This window comes from Paraburkholderia youngii (genome assembly GCF_013366925.1).
Lineage (GTDB): Bacteria > Pseudomonadota > Gammaproteobacteria > Burkholderiales > Burkholderiaceae > Paraburkholderia > Paraburkholderia youngii.
The window spans coordinates 6,700,638-6,718,670 of the sequence record NZ_JAALDK010000001.1; the positions used below are offsets into that span (position 1 = coordinate 6,700,638).

Consider the following 18,033-nt stretch of genomic DNA (forward strand, 5'->3'; position numbering starts at 1 on the left):
TCATGGACTTGACTCAGGTTTCCTCCTCTTCTTCTGCTTCACGCGCCGACAAGGCGTTTGCGAGCAGCACGCCCGAACTCCAGCAATTCGACGAACGGCCGTTCCTGAAACGCCAGGGTATCTTTGACTGGCTGTTCGCGCTGGCGCTGGTCGGGGGCGCCGGCTTTGCGCTGTCGCGCTACTACCCGTTCATGAACTACTACGACAAACTGGTGCTGGTGTGCTCAGTGCCGGTTTTCGTGGTGCTCGGCTGGCGCTGGAAGCCGGTGCGTCCGCTGATGGTGGCAATCGCCGCTCTTTCGCTGCTTGCGATCCAGATCTACCAAGGCGATCTGAGCCGTGCCGACAACGCGTTCTTCCTCAAGTATTTCCTCTCCAGCCAGTCCGCGATCCTGTGGATGAGCGCGCTGTTCGTCTTCGCAACCGTGTTCTACTGGATCGCGCTGCTGTCACGCTCGCCGACAGGCGCCGCGATCGGCTCGAAGATGACGTGGGTGGCGGTGCTGATGGGTTTCGTCGGCATGATGGTGCGCTGGTACGAGTCGTACCTGATCGGCTCGGACGTCGGCCATATTCCGATTTCGAATCTGTATGAAGTGTTCGTGCTGTTCAGCCTGATCACCGCGCTTTTCTATCTGTACTACGAGCAGCACTACAACACGCGCGCGCTCGGCGCGTTTGTGCTGCTCGTGATCAGCGCGGCCGTCGGCTTCCTGATGTGGTACTCGGTCTCGCGCGATGCGCAGCAGATCCAGCCGCTCGTGCCGGCGCTGCAAAGCTGGTGGATGAAGATTCACGTGCCGGCGAACTTCATCGGCTATGGCAGCTTCGCGCTGTCGGCGATGGTCGGCGTCGCCTATCTGGCGAAGGAACGCGGCGTCCTTGCGGATCGTCTGCCGGCGCTCGACGTGCTCGACGACGTGATGTACAAGTCGATCGCGGTCGGCTTCGCGTTCTTCACGATCGCGACGATTCTCGGCGCGCTGTGGGCCGCCGAAGCGTGGGGCGGCTACTGGAGCTGGGACCCGAAGGAGACGTGGGCGCTGATCGTCTGGCTGAACTACGCGGCCTGGCTGCACATGCGTCTGATGAAGGGCTTGCGCGGCGCTATCGCCGCATGGTGGGCGCTGACGGGCCTGCTGGTCACGAGCTTCGCGTTCCTCGGCGTGAACATGTTCCTGTCGGGCTTGCATAGCTACGGCAAGCTGTAAGATCCGCCGCGCTGAACCGACTAAGAACCGCCGTGTGCTTTTGCACCGGCGGTTTTTTCATGGTGGACGGAATATTCGTCGCGCCCCGGTGTTCACCAATCAAGCAGCTGAGCAGGTACCCGTGGATGACAGGCGCCCCCAAACGGGCGATCATCAATATGGCACCGCAACGCGCATGACGCGGCGGGCCGGCAAGGAGCAGCACGATGTGGATCAAGCGAAGCGATAGGATTCAACTTACCGGCGATGACATCGCGCGCAGCGAAATCGCGCCGCGGCACGTGTTCGAGAACCGCCGACGCATCCTGCAGGCAGCGGGCGCGATGGCGTTCGGCAGCCTGATCGGCGTGAGCGGCGAGGCGCTCGCGACATACTCGTCGCCCGATCCGAAGGCGCAGAAGCTCGCGGCGAAAACCAACACCAGGTTCGTCGCGCTCGACAAGATCACGCCGTACAAGGACATCACCACCTACAACAATTTCTACGAGTTCGGCACCGATAAATCCGACCCCTCGCAGCGCGCGGGCACGTTGCGGCCGCATCCGTGGAAGGTGAGCGTAGAGGGTGAGATCAAGAATCCGAAGGTCTATGACATCGACGACCTGCTGAAGCTCGCGCCGCTCGAGGAACGTGTGTACCGGCATCGCTGCGTCGAAGGCTGGTCGATCGTGGTGCCGTGGATCGGCGTCTCGCTTTCTGAGTTAATTAAACGCGTCGAGCCGACCGGCAATGCGAAGTACGTGCAATTCATCACGCTCGCCGATCCGTCGCAGATGCCCGGGTTGTCGCAGGCCATACTCGAGTGGCCGTACTCGGAAGGCCTGCGGATGGACGAAGCGATGCATCCACTGACGCTGCTGACGATGGGCCTCTACGGCCAGGTGCTGCCGAATCAGAACGGCGCGCCGGTGCGCGTGGTGGTGCCGTGGAAGTACGGCTTCAAGAGCGCGAAGTCGCTCGTGAAAATCCGTTTCGTCGAGAAGCAGCCGCCGACCAGCTGGAACACGTACGCATCGAACGAATATGGGTTTTATTCGAATGTGAATCCGAATGTCGATCATCCGCGCTGGAGCCAGGCTACGGAACGGCGTATCGGCGAAGACGGCTTTTTTACGCCGAAGCGCAAGACACTGATGTTCAACGGTTACGGCGATCAGGTCGCATCGCTCTATCAAGGCATGGACCTGAAGAAGAACTTCTAAGGCGAGCGCGATGGCAACCGACACGCAAACTGTCACCCGCAGCGAGCCTGCGACACGGCGCACGGCGCCGATCTCGGCGGCCAAGCCGCGGGCCGCGGGCGGCGCGCGCTGGGTCGTATCGGCGAAAGTCGCGGTCTTCGTCGCGGCGCTCTATCCGCTCGCACGCCTCGTGCTGTTTGGCCTGACCGACCGGCTCGGTTCGAATCCGATCGAATTCATCACCCGCTCGACGGGCCTGTGGACGCTCGTGTTCCTGTGCATCACGCTAGCGGTGACGCCGCTGCGCCGTCTGACCGGCGTCGCCGCGCTCGTGCGTTTCCGTCGGATGCTCGGACTCTATACATTCTTCTATGCGACGCTGCATTTCACCACGTACCTGTGGTTCGACAAGTGGTTCGATGTGGCGGAGATACTGAAGGACATCGGCAAGCGGCCCTTCATCACGGTGGGCTTCGCCGCGTTCGTGCTGCTGATCGCGCTTGCGGTCACGTCGCCGCGCGCGATGGTGCGCAAGCTCGGACGTCGCTGGCAGACGCTGCATCGTGCGATCTACGTGATCGGCGCGCTCGCTATCCTGCATTTCTGGTGGATGAAGGCGGGCAAGCACGATCTGCTGCTGCCGAAGATTTACGGCGCGGTGATGATCGCGCTGCTGGGATGGCGGCTGGTGGTGTGGATACGTGAGCGAAGGATGACAACGCGCCGACGGTGATTGCGCGAACCTTTCGCGTCACGCACGTTGCTGCAAAGAAAAATGGCGATGCCGAGGAGGCATCGCCATTTTTTGTTGCTGCGCTTCATTTACCGTTGGCTCTGCAGCCAGCCCCGACGTTTACGCCGGCAGAATCGTTTCGCCCGCAAACAGCTGGCTGATCTCTTCGCGCGCCCGAACTACGTGCGCTTGTGTACCATCCACCATCACTTCGGCGGCGCGCGCACGGGTGTTGTAGTTCGAGCTCATCACGAAGCCATACGCGCCGGCCGAACGGATCGCGAGCAGATCGCCGGGCTCGACCGCGAGCAGCCGTTCGCGGCCGAGCCAGTCGCCGCTTTCGCAGACCGGGCCGACCACGTCATAGACGTGCGCAGGGACGTCGCGCTTCACGACCGGCTCGATTGCGTGATACGCGTCGTACATCGCGGGGCGTGCGAGATCGGTCATCGCCGCGTCGACGATCGCGAAGTTCTTGTCCTCGCCCGGCTTCAGAAACTCGAGGCGCGTGAGCAGCACGCCCGCGTTGCCGACCAGCGAGCGGCCAGGTTCGAAATAGACTTCGCGGTGACCGTGGCCGCGCGCTTCGATGCGATCGAGCACCGTGCGCACGAACTCGCCGATTTCCGGCGGCGTTTCGTCGTCGTATGTGATGCCGAGGCCGCCGCCGACGTCGATATGGCGAATCGTCACGCCGTCCTGCTCGATTTGCTCCACGAGCTCCAGCACTTTGTCGATTGCGTCGAGGTAAGGCGCGACTTCGGTGATTTGCGAGCCGATATGGCAGTCGATGCCGACCACCTCGAGATTCGCCATCGCCGCGGCCGCCTGATAAGTGGCACGTGCATCCTCGAACGCGACGCCGAACTTGTTCGTCTTCAGGCCGGTGGAAATGTACGGATGCGTTTTCGCGTCGACGTCGGGATTCACGCGCAGCGACACCGGCGCCTTCTTGCCCATCTCGCCCGCCACCGCGTTGAGTCGATCGAGCTCGGGAATCGATTCGACGTTGAAGCATTTGACGCCCGCCGCGAGCGCGTCGCGCATTTCGCTCGCCTGCTTGCCGACGCCCGAAAACACGGTGTTTTCCGCTTTGCCGCCGGCCGCGAGCACGCGCGCGAGTTCGCCGCCCGACACGATGTCGAAGCCCGCGCCGAGGCGCGCGAATACGTTCAGCACCGCCAGATTGCTATTGGCCTTGACGGCCACGTGCACGCTCGCGCGACGCCCGGCGCAGGCGCCCGCATAGGCGTTCCACGCCGCGGTGAGCGCGGCGCGCGAATAGACGTACAGCGGCGTGCCGAACTGCTCGGCGAGGGAAACGGCGGACACGCCTTCGGCGTGCAATACGCCGTCGACGTAGTCAAATGCGGATCGAGTCATGCGAAAGTCTTATTGAGCGGAAGGGGCGGCAGAGGCGGGCAGCGGCACTGCGGGAGCCGATGCCGCCGAAGCGGGCGGCGTCTTGAGTTGGTCTTCGGGGGCGAGCGTGAGCGGCGTACCCGAGGTGTCCGGGATCGAGTCCGCGTTGGCCGCGCCGTTAGCCGGTTGCGTTTGATCGGTCGACGGTGTTTGCGTGCGGTGAGCCGGCGGGGCGGGCAGCGGCGGTACGGTTGGCAGATAGAGCGAGCCGCGTTGGCCGCAGCCGGTGAGCGCACAACCTGCGAGAATGGCTAAAACCGCTACAATCGCGCGGCCGGGCGCTGCCGCGCGCATCCGAGTTACGACTCGCATGACTGTCCCTGAATGAATAATCGATGGAGTTTAGCATGTCCGATAGTGATTACCTGACCCGTGCGGAAGCCGTGCTGGCCGCCATCGAGAGCGCGCTCGACGACATCGACGCCGACATCGAGCTCGAGCGCAGCGGCAACGTTCTGACGCTCGAATTCGAGAACCGCACCAAGATCATCGTCAATCTTCAGCCGCCGATGAGCGAGATCTGGATCGCGGCGAAGGCCGGTGGTTTTCACTTCCGTTTCGTCGACGGCGAATGGCGCGACACGCGCAGCGGCTCGGAGTTTTTCGCGGCGCTGTCGCAGTATGCGACCGAGCAGGCTGGCGAGCCGGTGCAGTTCGCCGCGCAATGAGCGTGGCGCAATGAGCGCGAAGCACGAGACGCTCTCAAAGCTAAACCGCCGCGTAACGAACGCGGCGGTTTTTTCTTTCTAACAGTACGTCGACGCGGCCTCAGTGCCCGCGGAACAGATTCATGATGTCCTGCTTCTCCTGCTCGCCGACCTGTTCCGGCGCGGCGGCCGCGGCGCTCGCCTGGGCGTCGAGCGTCGCCTGACTGACGCCGACCGTTGCGATGAACCCGTGGCCCGGGGTGAAATCGTCGAAATAAAGCTCCGAGCCGATTTCGCTGACGTCGTCGGGGCGTGCCATCTTGTACTCTGGCACACCCTTCAGCGCGCGACCCATGTACTCGATCCACACCGGCAGCGCGAGGCCGCCGCCGGTTTCCTTGTCGCCGAGGCTGCGCGGATTGTCGTAGCCGATCCACGCGATCGCGGTGAGCGTGTGCTGATAGCCGGCGAACCACGCGTCGCGTGAATCGTTGGTCGTGCCGGTCTTGCCGGCGAGATCGGTGCGCTTGAGCACGTTGCTCTTCGCGCCGGTGCCGTGCTGCGCGACGCTTTGCAGCAGGCTGTTCATCACATAGGCGTTGCGCGGTTGGATTGCATACGGCGCGTTTCGGCCGGCCACGAGCGGCTGCGCTTGTGCGACGACGCCGCCGCGCTGATCGGTGACTTCCGCGATCAGGTAAGGATTGATCCGGTAGCCGCCGTTGGCGAACACCGAGAACGCGCCCGCCATCTGCAGGGGCGTCACGAGGCCCGCGCCGAGCGCCATCGGCAGATAGGCGGGATGGCGATCCGCGTCGAAGCCGAAGCGCGTGATGTATTGCTGCGCGTACTTCGGGCCGATCTGGTTCAGGATGCGGATCGACACGAGATTCTTCGACTTCTGCAGCGCGGTGCGCATCGTCATCGGACCGTCGAAGCCGCCGCCGTAGTTCTTCGGCTCCCACGCCTGGCCGCCGGTTTCGGCGGCGCTGAAAAAGAGCGGCGCGTCGTTGATGATCGTCGCAGGCCCGAGGCCTTTTTCGAGCGACGCCGAATAGATGAACGGCTTGAAGCTCGAGCCCGGCTGACGCCACGCCTGCGTCACGTGATTGAACTTGTTCTTGTTGAAGTCGAAGCCGCCGACCAGCGAACGGATCGCCCCGTCCTGCGGCACCACCGAGATGAACGCGCCTTCCACCTGCGGCAATTGCGTGATCGACCAGTCGCCCTCGTCGTTCTTCACGAGCCGCACGATCGCGCCGGGCCGGATGCGCTGATTCGGCTGCGCGCGCGGGCCGAGCGCGAACTGCGCATAGCGCAGGCCGTCGCCCTGAATCGTCGCGACGTTGCCGTCGATGAAGGCCGCCTGCACCTCCTTCGGGCTCGCCGCCGTGACGACGGCGGCGATGATTTCGCCGTTGTCGGGATGCTCGAGCAGCGCATCGTCGATGGCCTGCTCGCGCTCGTCGGCGTCGGCCGGCAGATCGATGAACGCCTCCGGGCCGCGATAGCCGTGACGGCGCTCGTAGTCCATCAAGCCTTTGCGCACCGCGTGATAGGCGACGTCCTGATCGGCCGAGTCGATCGTGGTCACGACGTTCAGGCCGCGGGTGTAGGCTTCCTCGCGGTACTGCGCGTACATCATCTGCCGCACCATTTCCGCGACGTATTCCGCGTGCACGCTGTACTCCTTGCCCATGCCCTTCACGACGAGCCGCTGGCGGCTCGCCTCGTCGTACTGTTCCGGGGTGATGTAATGCAGTTCGTACATGCGCTGCAGGATGTATTCCTGGCGCACCTTCGCGCGCTTCGGATTGACGACCGGGTTATACGCGGACGGCGCCTTCGGCAGACCGGCGAGCATCGCCGATTCGGCGAGCGTCAGGTCCTTTAGGTCCTTGCCGAAGTACACGCGCGCCGCACTCGCGAATCCGTACGCGCGCTGACCGAGATAGATCTGATTCATGTACACCTCGAGAATCTGATCCTTGCTCAGCTTCGACTCGATCTTGTACGCGAGCAGCATCTCGTAGATCTTGCGCGTGTAGGTTTTCTCGCTGGACAGAAAGAAGTTGCGCGCGACCTGCATCGTGATCGTGCTCGCGCCTTGAGTCGCATGGCCGTTGGTCAGCGCGACGATGCCGGCTCGCGCGATGCCGGTCAGGTCGACGCCGCCGTGTTCGTAGAAGCGCGCGTCCTCGATCGCGAGGATCGCTTTCTTCAGGCTGTCGGGCACGTCCTGGATGTGCACGATGTCGCGCCGCTCCTCGCCGAATTCGCCGATCAGCACGTGGTCGGCCGTATAGATTCGCAGCGGCACCTTGGGTTGATAGTCGGTCAGCGCATCGAGTGACGGCAGGTTCGGTGTCGCGACGACGAGCGCATAGCCGAGCACCAGCGCCACGGACACGATGCCCGCCACGATCAAGCCGACAAAGCCGAGGATCAGCTTCAGCCATAACGGACGTTTGCGCTTTTTCGGCGCGGGCGGCGGAGACGTAGGAGACGTGGCTTGCATAGGAGTACCGGAAAAACAGTCCCGCGATTATAGCCGCCAGGGTTTTTCTGCTTTCGGAAGGCTTACGAATGGCGTGCAATCGGCACATGCCAGGCGGCGCGGGAACGACTTCGCTGTAGTCCCAACTGTAGTCGCTTTGATGCCGCTCGGGGCGGCTTCGCAGCCGCGTTAGCCATTCGGCTGAATGTCGTTAGGACGCGCGTCTGCCGACAATGATCCCTCGTTATTCGCGTTCAGAGGGAGGGCGGTATGGCTTATAGAAATTCATGGCTTCAGGCGGTGAGGGAGGGCCGGCAGCGTTTCGCCGCCGGCATCGACGTCGGCTCGCAAAACGTGCGTCTCGTGGTGGTGAGTCAACGCGCACGGGGTGCGCTGCATCTCGAACATATCAGCACGGTGCCGCTCGCGGCCGGCGTGATGGCGGGCGCCGAGATCGTCGATCGGCAGGCCGTTTCGCGGGCATTGCGCGATGCGTTCGCCGGCTTGCCGCGCGTATGCGCGACGCACGCGCTGCGCTGCGCGATGGCGGTGCCTGCGTCGGCCACGCTCACGACGACAGTGCCGCTCGCGCGGCTCGCCGCGCAGAGCGACTGCGAGGCGGAGGACGGCGGCGTCGCGCTCGCCGGACTCGCGCCCGCGGTGATGGGCGAAGCCGAGCGCATCGCCGGGCTCGAGCGTCATGCACTCGCGGTCGACTGGTACGTCGACGAGACGCCGTCTCCGCAGCGCTCGGTGAAGATCGCCGCGACCTCGCGTCAGCATCTGGAAGCGCGGATCGAATGCGCGGCGACCGCGGGCATTTCGCTGTCCGCTATCGATGGCGAACCGCACGCCGCATTGCGCGCACTGCGCCATGCGGCGAGTCGCGAACTCGACCCGAGCGAACCGTACGCGGCGGTGTGGGTCGGTACGGACGGCGTGTACGGCTGGAGTGTCGTCGATGGCGCGAACGTCGGCGAGATGCGCTATCCGGCGCCCGAGCATGCCGATCTCGCCGACGCGTTGCGCGATCTCACGCAGGGGCCGGAGTTCGACTGTGCGCTGATCGGCGGCGAAATCGAACTGCTCGACGGCGTCGGCTTTTCGCTCGCCGAGATTGGCGACGTGCTCGGCTGCTCGGCGCTGCCGTTCGAGTGCGCGCTGCTCGTCAGCCACGCACGGCCGCTCGACGACGCGTTGCTGCACGAGCCGGCTGGCGCGGTCGCGTTTGGGCTCGCGTTGCGTGGGGTGCTGGAATGAGGGGCGCTCTGTCGTTTTCATCTGGCGTGGCCGCGAGTCCCAATCGGTGTGACCAGCGTGCCGCTGTGCCGTGGCTAGGCGGCTTCAATCTGCTGCCGTACCGCCAACGCAACGCGCGACTCGCACGGCGCCGCTGCATGCGCGACTGGGCCGTGGCGGCGTGCGTCGGTGCCGCGGGCGTACTGCTCGTCGCCGCTTGGCAGAGCTTTGCCGCGGCGCGGTTGGATGCGCGGCGCGCAGCCGTCGAGCAGGCGCTGACCCCGCTCGCCGCGCCGCTCGCGGAGCACGCGAAGTTGTCGCGGGCCGAACAGGCGCAACGCGAAGCCGCGGGGCGCGCCGCGAGTCTCGCGAGGCCGCTCGCGCATCTGCGCGATCTGCTCGACGCGCTGAGCTTCGAGCCCGGCGAGCGCATCGTGTTGCGGCAGTTTCGACAGCGCGAGTACGAGACCGAATTGCTGGCGACTTCGAGCGGCCATATCGCGTCGGCCGAGTGGCTCAAGCGGCTCGGCGCGATTCACGGCGTGCAGGGCGCGGAGATGCGCGATTTACGTCGGCCGACTGGGAAGGGCGGCGCATCGGCGGAACCAGCGATTGGCGGACCAGTGGAATTCGATGCGCGCCTGCGCTGGGGCGAACCGCCGCTCCAAGCGACGCACGCGTCGCGGGCCGCACGAAAGGGAGGTGCACGATGAGCACGACATTTTTCGAGCCGGGCGGTGCACCGTACGGCGCCGCGTTCGTTTCACGCTGGGTCAAGCGGGCGCGTATGCCGCTCGAGGCTTGGAGCTCGCACCGTCGCTGGCTTGTCGCGACGGCAATCGCCGCGCTGGTGTTCGCCTTCGGCGCGTACGGCTGGAACACGGCCGATCTCGCCGGACTGGAAGCGAGCCGCGCGGCGCTCGCGCTCGGCACGCAGCGTCTCGCGCAGGCGCGCCACGCGCTAGCGCAGCTGCCGTCGCTGCGCCGTGCAGCCGCGGCGATGCCGGCCACGGTGTCGAGCGCCGTGCAGTGGAATTCCGCCGACGACGTGCGCATCGTCTCCGAGCTGGCCACGCAGAGCGGCGTCCTGTTGCTCGCGGTCGAACCGGGCGCGGCGAGCGGCGAGGGCGTCGAGCGCAAGCGCGAACTGCAGCTCACCGCGCGCACGGACTTCGTCCACCTGATGGCGTTTTTCCACGGGTTAGCGCAACTGCCGGTGCTGATCGTTCCCGTCGATGTGACCGTCAAGCAGGACGGCAAAGGTCTCGCGGTGGCCGCGACGCTGCAGGTGTACGACGCGCTGCGGCCGGCGTCCGCGACCCCGGCTGCGAGCGCCGGCGTAAGCGCTGACGCCGACGAGGCCGCCGCCGACGACGAAGGCCTCGTATTTTTCGATCCGTTCGCGAAGCCGCAGATCTCCGCGAGCGGCGAGCCGGGCGATGTTTCCGAGTTGCGGCTTATCGGCTTGCTGCGCGATCGTACCCGCGGGCTCGCCCTGCTCGACACGCCAGACGGCACGACGACTGTCGCGGCCGGCCAGCAACTGGGCGTCGAGCGGGTCACGCAGCTCGACGCGCTAGGCATTACGCTCGCGAACGGCGGCGCGACGCGCACGCTGACGCTGATGCAGACGGAGGCGTCATGATGCGCACACTCAAGCGATTGAGAGTGGCGATGTTGCGGGGCGAACGCGAGGTCCGTGTCGTCTGCGGGCTGTGTTTCGGGCTCTACTTCGCTGCGACGCTGGGCGGTGGGGTCGCACAGGCAGCGACGCCACCGTTGCTACCGCCGTTGCCGACTTACGCCGCGCTCGACGATCCAGCCGTATCGGCCAATACCGCCCTCGAGACAGCGCCGCTGCCGAGCGGCGGCATCGGCCAGGCGGCGAATCCGTTCGCCTATGTTTCTGCGCCAGGCGCGGCCCCGGACCCGGACACCGTCGAGCCTGCCCCGCGTGCCGCGATAGCGGCCGACGCTTCCCCGGACGACGCCGCCAACGGCCAGATCCTGCCACCGTCGCCAAAACAACCCGCCGTTACCGCCCGCGACGACGGCGCCGGCACGCCCAGTCTCGAGGGCCCGCCGGTTCCGCTGCCGCCGCGGCCGCGCCTCGCCGACGCAGCGGCCGGTGCCGACTCGGGCCTTCCCGCGGGCAACAAGCCGATTTCGCTGAACTTCCAGCAAGCGCAACTCGGCGCAGTCCTGAAAGCGTTCGCCGAGTTCACCGGCCTGAACCTCGTCGCCAGCGACAAAGTGCGCGGCGCGGTGTCGATACGGCTCGATCAGGTGCCGTGGCGCACCGCGTTCGACACGCTGCTCGACGTCAACAATCTGGCGATGGAGCGCCACGGCAACGTCATCTGGGTCGCGCCCGCCGCCGAACTCGCCGCGCGCGAACGTCAGCGCTTCGAAGCTCACGCGCGCGCCGCGGACCTCGAACCGCTCGCGAGCCGCACCTTCGAGCTGCACTACGCGCACGCCGAGGACGTGCGGCGCCTGCTGACCGGTTCCGGCACCCAGCGCGTGCTGTCCAAACGCGGCGCCGTCACTGCCGATCCGCGCACCAACCTGCTGTTCGTCACCGATCTCGCTGGGCGGCTCGAACAGATCGCGGCGCTGATCGCCTCCGTCGACCGGCCGACTCGCCAGGTGCTGATCGAGGCGCAGATCGTCGAAGGCGACCAGGGCTTTTCGCGCAATCTCGGGGTGCGGCTGTCGCTGGCCGGCACGAGCGCGGATGGTACGTCGAGGGGGCTGACGGGAGGAACGGACGGCACCGTGTACGATCTGTCGGCCCGTCCGATTTCCGGATTCGATGCCGCGACCGCCGGCCTCACGCTATTCGCGGCGCACGCTACACGGCTGCTCAATATCGAACTCTCGGCGCTCGAATCAGAGGGACATGGGAAAATCGTGTCGAGCCCGCGGGTCGTGACGGCGGACCGAATGAAGGCGATCGTCGAGCAGGGCACCGAGCTGCCATATCAGGCGAAGGTCGGCCAGGGCGTATCTGGCGTGCAGTTTCGCCGCGCGACGCTCAAACTGGAGGTCGAGCCGCAGATCATGCCGGATGGCCGCGTGGTGCTGGATCTAGACGTCGCGAAGGACAGCGTCGGCGAGCAGACCGACGCCGGGCCCGCGATCAACACCAAGCACGTGCAAACGCGCGTCGAGGTCGAGGATGGTGGTACGGTGTCGATCGGCGGAATTTACGAGACTGACGACCGCGACGACGTCGAGCGGGTGCCCATCCTTGGCAAAATACCGGTTCTGGGCGCGTTGTTCCGCCATCGGACTCATCGCGACACGCGCAGTGAACTGGCGGTTTTCATCACGCCGCGCGTGGTGCGGGAAAATTAGGGCATATAGGGCACGCTTGCGCCGCCGTCCGTCGGCGGCGCGCAGGCTCGACAAGGCAGCCGCTTTGCCAGTAAGCTGCGGCACGAACTACACCGGATTAGCCAGAGGACACCGTTGCAAGCGCGGGACGCACACGCCAATGTTTTTTTCGTAGGGCTCATGGGGGCAGGAAAGACCACTGTGGGTCGGGCGGTTGCGCGCCGTCTCGAGCGCCCGTTCTTCGATTCCGACCATGAAATCGAGGCGCGCACGGGCGCGCGCATTCCCGTGATCTTCGAGCTCGAGGGCGAAGCGGGCTTTCGCGATCGCGAAGCCAGCGTGATCTCGGAGCTGACCGCGCGCGACAATATCGTGCTCGCGACCGGCGGCGGCGCGGTGCTGCGGCCGGAAAACCGCGAAGCGCTGAAAAGCCGCGGCCTCGTGATCTATCTGCGCGCCAATCCGCATGACCTGTGGCTGCGCACGCGGCGCGACAAGAATCGTCCGCTGCTGCAAACGGAAGACCCCAAGGCTCGCCTCGAAGCGCTCTATGAAGTGCGCGACCCGCTGTACCGCGAATGCGCACACTTCGTGATCGAAACCGGCCGGCCTTCGGTCAACGGACTCGTCAACATGGTTCTGATGCAGCTCGAGATGGCCGGCGTCGCCAAACATCCTGCGTCATAATGGACCGTATGATTACCGTCAACGTCGAACTGGGCGAGCGCGCCTACCCCATTCATATCGGTGCCGACCTGATCGGCCAGACCGAGCTGTTCAAGCCGCATATCGCCGGCAACTCGGTCACGATCGTCACCAACAGCACCGTCGATCCGCTTTACGGCGACAAGCTGCGCGCGGCGCTCGCGCCGCTGAACAAGCAGGTGTCCACGGTCGTTCTGCCGGACGGCGAAGCGCACAAGAATCTGCAGACGCTGAACCTGATCTTCGACGCGCTGCTCGGCTCGCGCGCGGACCGCAAGACCACGCTGATCGCGCTCGGCGGCGGTGTGATCGGCGACATGACCGGGTTTGCCGCCGCCTGCTACATGCGCGGCGTGCCGTTCATCCAGGTGCCGACCACGTTGCTGTCGCAGGTGGATTCGTCGGTCGGCGGCAAGACCGGCATCAATCATCCGCTCGGCAAGAACATGATCGGCGCGTTCTACCAGCCGCAGGCGGTGATCGCCGACATCGGGGTATTGCGGTCGCTGCCCGAGCGCGAACTCGCGGCGGGCATCGCCGAAGTCATCAAGACCGGCGCGATCGCCGATGCCGGTTTCTTCACCTGGATCGAGGCCAATATCGAGGCTTTGAACCGCTGCGAACCGGCGGCGTTGACCGAGGCGGTCAAACGTTCCTGCGAGATCAAGGCGTCGGTGGTGGCGCAGGACGAGCGCGAAGGCGGTCTGCGCGCGATCCTGAACTTCGGCCATACGTTCGGCCACGCGATCGAAGCCGGGCTCGGTTATGGCGAGTGGCTGCACGGCGAGGCGGTCGGCTGCGGAATGGTGATGGCGGCCGATCTGTCCGTGCGCCTCGGCCATCTGGACGAAGCGTCGCGCAAACGACTCGTCGACGTGGTGCTTGCCGCGCATCTGCCCACGCGTGCCCCCGCTCTCGGCACGGATCGCTACGTCGAGCTGATGCAGATCGACAAGAAAGCGGAAGGCGGCGCGATCAAGTTCATTCTGCTGAAGCGTTTCGGTGAGACGCTGATTACCCGCGCGCCCGACGCCGAAGTGCATGCGACGCTGGCCGCCGCCGTCTAGATTCAGCACGGCCCTGCAGCCACGCTTCGCGCACTCGCGTCACGAGGCGCCGCCCATGTTTCGGAGAACCCGGTGACTGACAGGCGCAGCGACGATATCCAGCATGACTCGACAAGTGCGCGCGCAGGCGCCGGGAACGGCGCGATCGGCGCCACGGCCATCGCTGCGGATGCCGCTGCCGCGATCGCCGCACCCGCCGTCCCCGCGCCGACCCAGCAGGCGCTCGAAGCGCATCTCGCGCCGTACGCGGCGCATTCGAGCCATTCGCGCGGGCGGCGCTATGCGGAAACCGCGCCGAGCGCGCGCACCGAATTTCAGCGCGACCGCGACCGCATCGTCCACTCCACCGCGTTCCGGCGGCTCGAGTACAAGACTCAGGTCTTCGTCAATCACGAGGGCGACCTGTTTCGCACGCGCCTCACCCATAGCCTCGAAGTTGCGCAGATCGCGCGCTCGGTTGCGCGGAATTTGCGCGTCAATGAAGATCTGGTCGAAGCGATTTCGCTGGCGCACGATCTCGGCCATACACCGTTCGGCCATGCCGGCCAGGACGCATTGAACGAATGCATGCGCGAGCACGGCGGCTTCGAGCACAACCTGCAGAGTCTCGCGGTCGTCGACGAACTTGAGGAGCACTACGGAGCATTCAACGGTCTGAACCTGTGCTTTGAGACGCGCGAGGGCATCCTCAAGCATTGCTCGCGCGACAACGCGCGCCGGCTCGGCGAATTGGGCGAGCGCTTTCTCGAAGGACGTCAACCGTCGCTCGAAGCGCAGATCGCCAACGTCGCCGATGAAATCGCGTACAACAATCACGACGTCGACGACGGTTTGCGCTCCGGTCTGCTGTCGCTCGAGCAGCTCGCCGAAGTGGAGCTCTGGCAGACGCATTGTGAGGCGGCGCGCGGCGACTACCCGCAGATCGAAGGACGTCGGCTGATTCACGAGACGGTGCGGCGCGTGATCAATACGCTGATCGTCGATCTGATCGAGACCACGCGGGCCAATCTCGCCCGCTACGCACCGGCGTCACTCGACGACGTGCGTGCGGCGCCCCCGCTCGTCGCGCACAGTGATGCAATCGCCGCGCAGGCCGCGGCGCTCAAACGCTTTCTGTTCAGAAACATGTACCGCCACTATCGTGTGATGCGCATGGCCAACAAGGCACGCCGCGTCGTGGTCGGCCTGTTCGACGCGTTCACCGACGATCCGCGGCTGCTGCCGCCGGACTATCAATCGAGCGATGCGACGCGCCAGCCGCGTCTGATCGCGCATTACATCGCGGGGATGACCGATCGCTACGCGCTGAAGGAGTATCGGCGGCTGTTCGTGATCGACGATAACTAGTCGTTAGCGGCTAGGCGCGGCAAGAGGGCAACGTTCGACCTTGCCGCATCGAAGCGGCCGTCGCGTCTCCTTGCCAGCACCCTCAAGCCGCGCAAGCCAGCGTCATCGCGAACGCGACGCGAACAGCGCTCCCGCCACCAGTGCAAGCCCGCCGACGATCGCAATCGTCTGCCACGGATTTTCATGCACATAGTGATCGGCGTCCGAGATCGCGACGCCCGCGCGGTCGCGCATCGCATCGCGCGTGTCGTTCAGCCGCTCGCGCGCGGCGTCCAGCTGTTTGCGCAGCTTGCCGCGCAAGGCCACGGCGTCGGCCTGCGTGCCGTCGGCCAAGGTCGATTCGAGTTCCGACAGCAGGGTGCGCAACTCGACCGCGATATCTTCGGCCGCATGGCGGCTATGGCGAGCGATGCGCCGCGCACGGCGACTCGCGCTGGTCCAGGATTCGCCGAGGGCGTCTCGCGTATTTGGAAGTGCTGTCATGGTCGCTCCGTCGATGAGTTGAAAGGCCCCGCGCATCGTCGCGCGGACACGCTATGCGCAGACGCAGTATCACGTTGCAGCCTAGGAAACGCCATCTAACGCAACTTCGATGCCAAGCGTCGCATCGCCCGTAACGTGATAGCGCGCGGCTCGCGACACGCTTCGTGTGGCCGTAACGTTGCCAGATATTGCACGCAGTTGCGCCGCATTCGCGTCAAATTTACAAACGCCGATGCCGGACGACACTGCCATGCCGATGCGACGGGGACGCCAAACAAAAACGCCGTCATCTGCTCGATGACGGCGTTCCCCAGGGCGCGAAAATTCGACTACCCTAATTCAAGCCACCTGCTGTCGCGATGCGTTAGAAACGGTAACCGATGTTGACGTAGGTGACGATCGGGTTCAGCTTGATCTTGGTCTGCGATTGCACGGTCAGCGTGCCGACCGGCGTGGTGGCCGCCGAATTGAGCTTCGCGGTCGTGCTGAGCGGCAGGTACGAGATCGACACGCCGGCGAACCAGTGCTGATTGAAGGAGTAATGGAAGCCCGCATTAAACACGGGTTCCCACGAACTATCCGTCGAGACACTGGTCGGACCATGCAGAACGTTGGCTTGGAATGAGCTGTTGGTGATGTGCTCGTCGGTGAACCAGATGCGGCTCACACCGACACCGAGATACGGCCGGAAAGCAGCGGTCGGCGCGTTGAAGTAGTACTTGAACAGCAGAGTCGGGCTCCACTGTTTGGCCTGCCCGATCTTGCCGAACTGCGCGAGGCTACCCGTGCCTGACAGGTCGAAAGTAGGCGGGACGCCAATGACGAATTCGGTGGCGATGTGGTCAGTGACGAAGTATCCGGCGGTGAAGCCGATGGTGTCGGCCGAACCCAGCGAAGCGCCGGTGTTGGCTTCGGTAATGTTGGTTGGGCTACCGCCAATGCTGGTTACGGTCAGCGGGTCGCTGCTCGATTGGGGCGCCAGATGGAACCAGCCCGTCGTGACGTAAAAGCTGCCGGCCGATTGTGCGTGCGCCGCCGTGCTCATGCAGGCAAGCACTGCCATCCCCGTTACGGCCTGTTTTAATTTCATATGTGCTCCTCCAAAAAAGGCCCGCTCATTATGACTACAACGTTTGAAACAAACCATACGCGGCGGTTAGAGTTTTCTCCCTAAGCACCGTATGGTTTCTGGCTTGGCCGCATGGCGCCGAACCTTGCGCGCATGCGGATCTTCGGACCTTCGGGTATATACCAACGCGACTATTGGACACTCCAGCATGGCACGGCTTGCACGTCTTTATGTCCCCGACCAGCCGCAGCACGTCATCCTCCGCGGGCTCGATCAGCAGCCCGCCTTCGTCGACGACCAGGACTACGAGCTTTTCATCGACTGTCTGAAGGCGGCTTCCCGGGACCATCACCTTTCCATCCACGCTTATGCCTTGATGCCGGGCGCCGTGCAACTGCTCGTCACGCCCACCGAGGAGTCGAGTCTGCCCAAGGCGATGCAGGCTGTCGGGCGGCGCTACGTCGCGCACTTCAACCGGCGCTATGCCCGTCGCGGCACCTTGTGGGAGGGCCGTTACCGGGCCACGGTGATCGAAGGCGAGCGTTACTTCCTGCTGGCGAGCAGGGTGGTCGAGATGTGTCCGGTGCGCTTGCAGCTGGTCAACGCGGCGGAGGATTATCGTTGGTCGAGCTATCGTCATCACATCGGCCTTACCCTCGACAGCCTGATCACGGATCACCCTCTCTACTGGTCTCTCGGCAATACGCCGTTCGAGCGACAGCGTGCTTATCGCGAACTGTGCGAGCAGCCGCTCGACGAGCGCGAAGCAAGTCAGCTCCAGCAAGCCACGTTGAAGGGTTGGGTACTCGGCAGCGACACTTACCGGGAATGGGCGGCGCGCGCCGCGAACCGACGTGTGTCCCCGCTACCGCGTGGCCGGCCACGCAAGGTGCGCGAGACGCCGCATACGCAGTGACGCGGCGACACCCGCTACCCCAGCACCGCCGATAGAGTGGTTTTAAATTCGAATAAAGCGTTTTTGCATCAAAGGAGTGCATGAAGACGGCATTTCGTATGCCGTTTTCTTTTGCGCCGAATTGATGTGACACCAATAAAAAATAGCCGCAACGCACCATTTTGGTAATCGGGGGCG

17 protein-coding genes are annotated in these 18,033 nt (G+C 64.8%); 12 read left to right on the forward strand and 5 right to left on the reverse strand.

Translation table 11 applies throughout. The features are described from left to right. Positions 1-2: 2 nt before the first annotated feature. From ccsB to msrQ, 3 genes are all read left to right on the forward strand, one after another. The gene (ccsB, locus tag G5S42_RS30610) at positions 3-1,211 is read left to right on the forward strand and encodes a c-type cytochrome biogenesis protein CcsB (protein WP_176110105.1); all 1,209 of its coding nucleotides are present in this window, start codon (positions 3-5) and stop codon (positions 1,209-1,211) included. A 206-nt stretch (positions 1,212-1,417) separates the two neighbouring features. After that, positions 1,418-2,413: a protein-methionine-sulfoxide reductase catalytic subunit MsrP gene (msrP, locus tag G5S42_RS30615; RefSeq protein ID WP_176110106.1), complete on the forward strand. Its 996-nt coding sequence runs from the start codon at positions 1,418-1,420 to the stop codon at positions 2,411-2,413. Between the two features lie 10 nt (positions 2,414-2,423). Beyond that, the gene (gene msrQ, locus G5S42_RS30620; RefSeq protein ID WP_176110107.1) at positions 2,424-3,125 is read left to right on the forward strand and encodes a protein-methionine-sulfoxide reductase heme-binding subunit MsrQ; all 702 of its coding nucleotides are present in this window, start codon (positions 2,424-2,426) and stop codon (positions 3,123-3,125) included. Between the two features lie 120 nt (positions 3,126-3,245). Here msrQ and lysA read toward each other — a convergent pair whose 3' ends face one another. Both lysA and lptM read right to left on the reverse strand, forming a co-directional pair. Next, positions 3,246-4,508 (reverse strand): diaminopimelate decarboxylase, encoded by a 1,263-nt coding sequence (lysA, locus tag G5S42_RS30625; protein ID WP_176110108.1) that lies wholly within the window; start codon positions 4,506-4,508, stop codon positions 3,246-3,248. Between the two features lie 9 nt (positions 4,509-4,517). Continuing rightward, complete coding sequence (gene lptM / locus G5S42_RS30630) at positions 4,518-4,859, reverse strand: LPS translocon maturation chaperone LptM (RefSeq protein WP_176110109.1); 342 nt, start codon at positions 4,857-4,859, stop codon at positions 4,518-4,520. A gap of 35 nt (positions 4,860-4,894) precedes the next feature. Here lptM and cyaY point away from each other — a divergent pair, with 35 nt between their 5' ends. Continuing rightward, positions 4,895-5,215: an iron donor protein CyaY gene (gene cyaY / locus G5S42_RS30635; protein ID WP_176110110.1), complete on the forward strand. Its 321-nt coding sequence runs from the start codon at positions 4,895-4,897 to the stop codon at positions 5,213-5,215. Between the two features lie 100 nt (positions 5,216-5,315). On the opposite strand, the gene G5S42_RS30640 is transcribed toward cyaY, so the two are convergent. Next, positions 5,316-7,712 carry a penicillin-binding protein 1A gene (locus G5S42_RS30640; RefSeq protein ID WP_176110111.1) on the reverse strand — a complete coding sequence of 799 codons (2,397 nt, stop codon included), beginning with the start codon at positions 7,710-7,712 and terminating at the stop codon, positions 5,316-5,318. Between the two features lie 249 nt (positions 7,713-7,961). Here G5S42_RS30640 and pilM point away from each other — a divergent pair, with 249 nt between their 5' ends. The 7 genes from pilM to G5S42_RS30675 all read left to right on the forward strand — a co-directional run bounded on the left by pilM (position 7,962) and on the right by G5S42_RS30675 (position 15,388). Then, a complete protein-coding gene (gene pilM, locus G5S42_RS30645; protein ID WP_176110112.1) occupies positions 7,962-8,951 on the forward strand; it encodes a pilus assembly protein PilM in 990 nt (329 codons plus the stop codon). Beyond that, a complete protein-coding gene (locus tag G5S42_RS30650) occupies positions 8,948-9,643 on the forward strand; it encodes a fimbrial assembly protein (RefSeq protein WP_176110113.1) in 696 nt (231 codons plus the stop codon). Before pilM ends, G5S42_RS30650 begins: the two co-directional genes overlap by 4 nt. After that, the gene (locus G5S42_RS30655; RefSeq protein WP_176110114.1) at positions 9,640-10,575 is read left to right on the forward strand and encodes a hypothetical protein; all 936 of its coding nucleotides are present in this window, start codon (positions 9,640-9,642) and stop codon (positions 10,573-10,575) included. The genes G5S42_RS30650 and G5S42_RS30655 overlap by 4 nt, the downstream gene beginning before the upstream one ends. Further along, positions 10,572-12,290, forward strand: a complete 1,719-nt coding sequence (locus tag G5S42_RS30660) for a type IV pilus secretin PilQ (protein ID WP_176110115.1) — start codon at positions 10,572-10,574, stop codon at positions 12,288-12,290. Before G5S42_RS30655 ends, G5S42_RS30660 begins: the two co-directional genes overlap by 4 nt. A 114-nt stretch (positions 12,291-12,404) precedes the next feature. After that, on the forward strand, positions 12,405-12,956 hold the full coding sequence (locus G5S42_RS30665) for a shikimate kinase (RefSeq protein WP_026228368.1): 552 nt from the start codon (positions 12,405-12,407) through the stop codon (positions 12,954-12,956). Next, the gene (aroB, locus tag G5S42_RS30670) at positions 12,956-14,041 is read left to right on the forward strand and encodes a 3-dehydroquinate synthase (RefSeq protein WP_176110116.1); all 1,086 of its coding nucleotides are present in this window, start codon (positions 12,956-12,958) and stop codon (positions 14,039-14,041) included. Before G5S42_RS30665 ends, aroB begins: the two co-directional genes overlap by 1 nt. Before the next feature lie 159 nt (positions 14,042-14,200). Beyond that, a complete protein-coding gene (locus tag G5S42_RS30675; RefSeq protein ID WP_312883647.1) occupies positions 14,201-15,388 on the forward strand; it encodes a deoxyguanosinetriphosphate triphosphohydrolase in 1,188 nt (395 codons plus the stop codon). A 102-nt stretch (positions 15,389-15,490) separates the two neighbouring features. Here G5S42_RS30675 and G5S42_RS30680 read toward each other — a convergent pair whose 3' ends face one another. Together G5S42_RS30680 and G5S42_RS30685 are read right to left on the reverse strand one after the other, a co-directional pair. After that, the gene (locus tag G5S42_RS30680) at positions 15,491-15,871 is read right to left on the reverse strand and encodes an ElaB/YgaM/YqjD family protein (protein ID WP_176110117.1); all 381 of its coding nucleotides are present in this window, start codon (positions 15,869-15,871) and stop codon (positions 15,491-15,493) included. Between the two features lie 364 nt (positions 15,872-16,235). Further along, positions 16,236-16,961: an OmpW/AlkL family protein gene (locus G5S42_RS30685; protein ID WP_013090728.1), complete on the reverse strand. Its 726-nt coding sequence runs from the start codon at positions 16,959-16,961 to the stop codon at positions 16,236-16,238. A 187-nt stretch (positions 16,962-17,148) separates the two neighbouring features. Here G5S42_RS30685 and G5S42_RS30690 point away from each other — a divergent pair, with 187 nt between their 5' ends. Then, a complete protein-coding gene (locus G5S42_RS30690) occupies positions 17,149-17,856 on the forward strand; it encodes a transposase (RefSeq protein WP_013090727.1) in 708 nt (235 codons plus the stop codon). Positions 17,857-18,033: the final 177 nt, after the last annotated feature.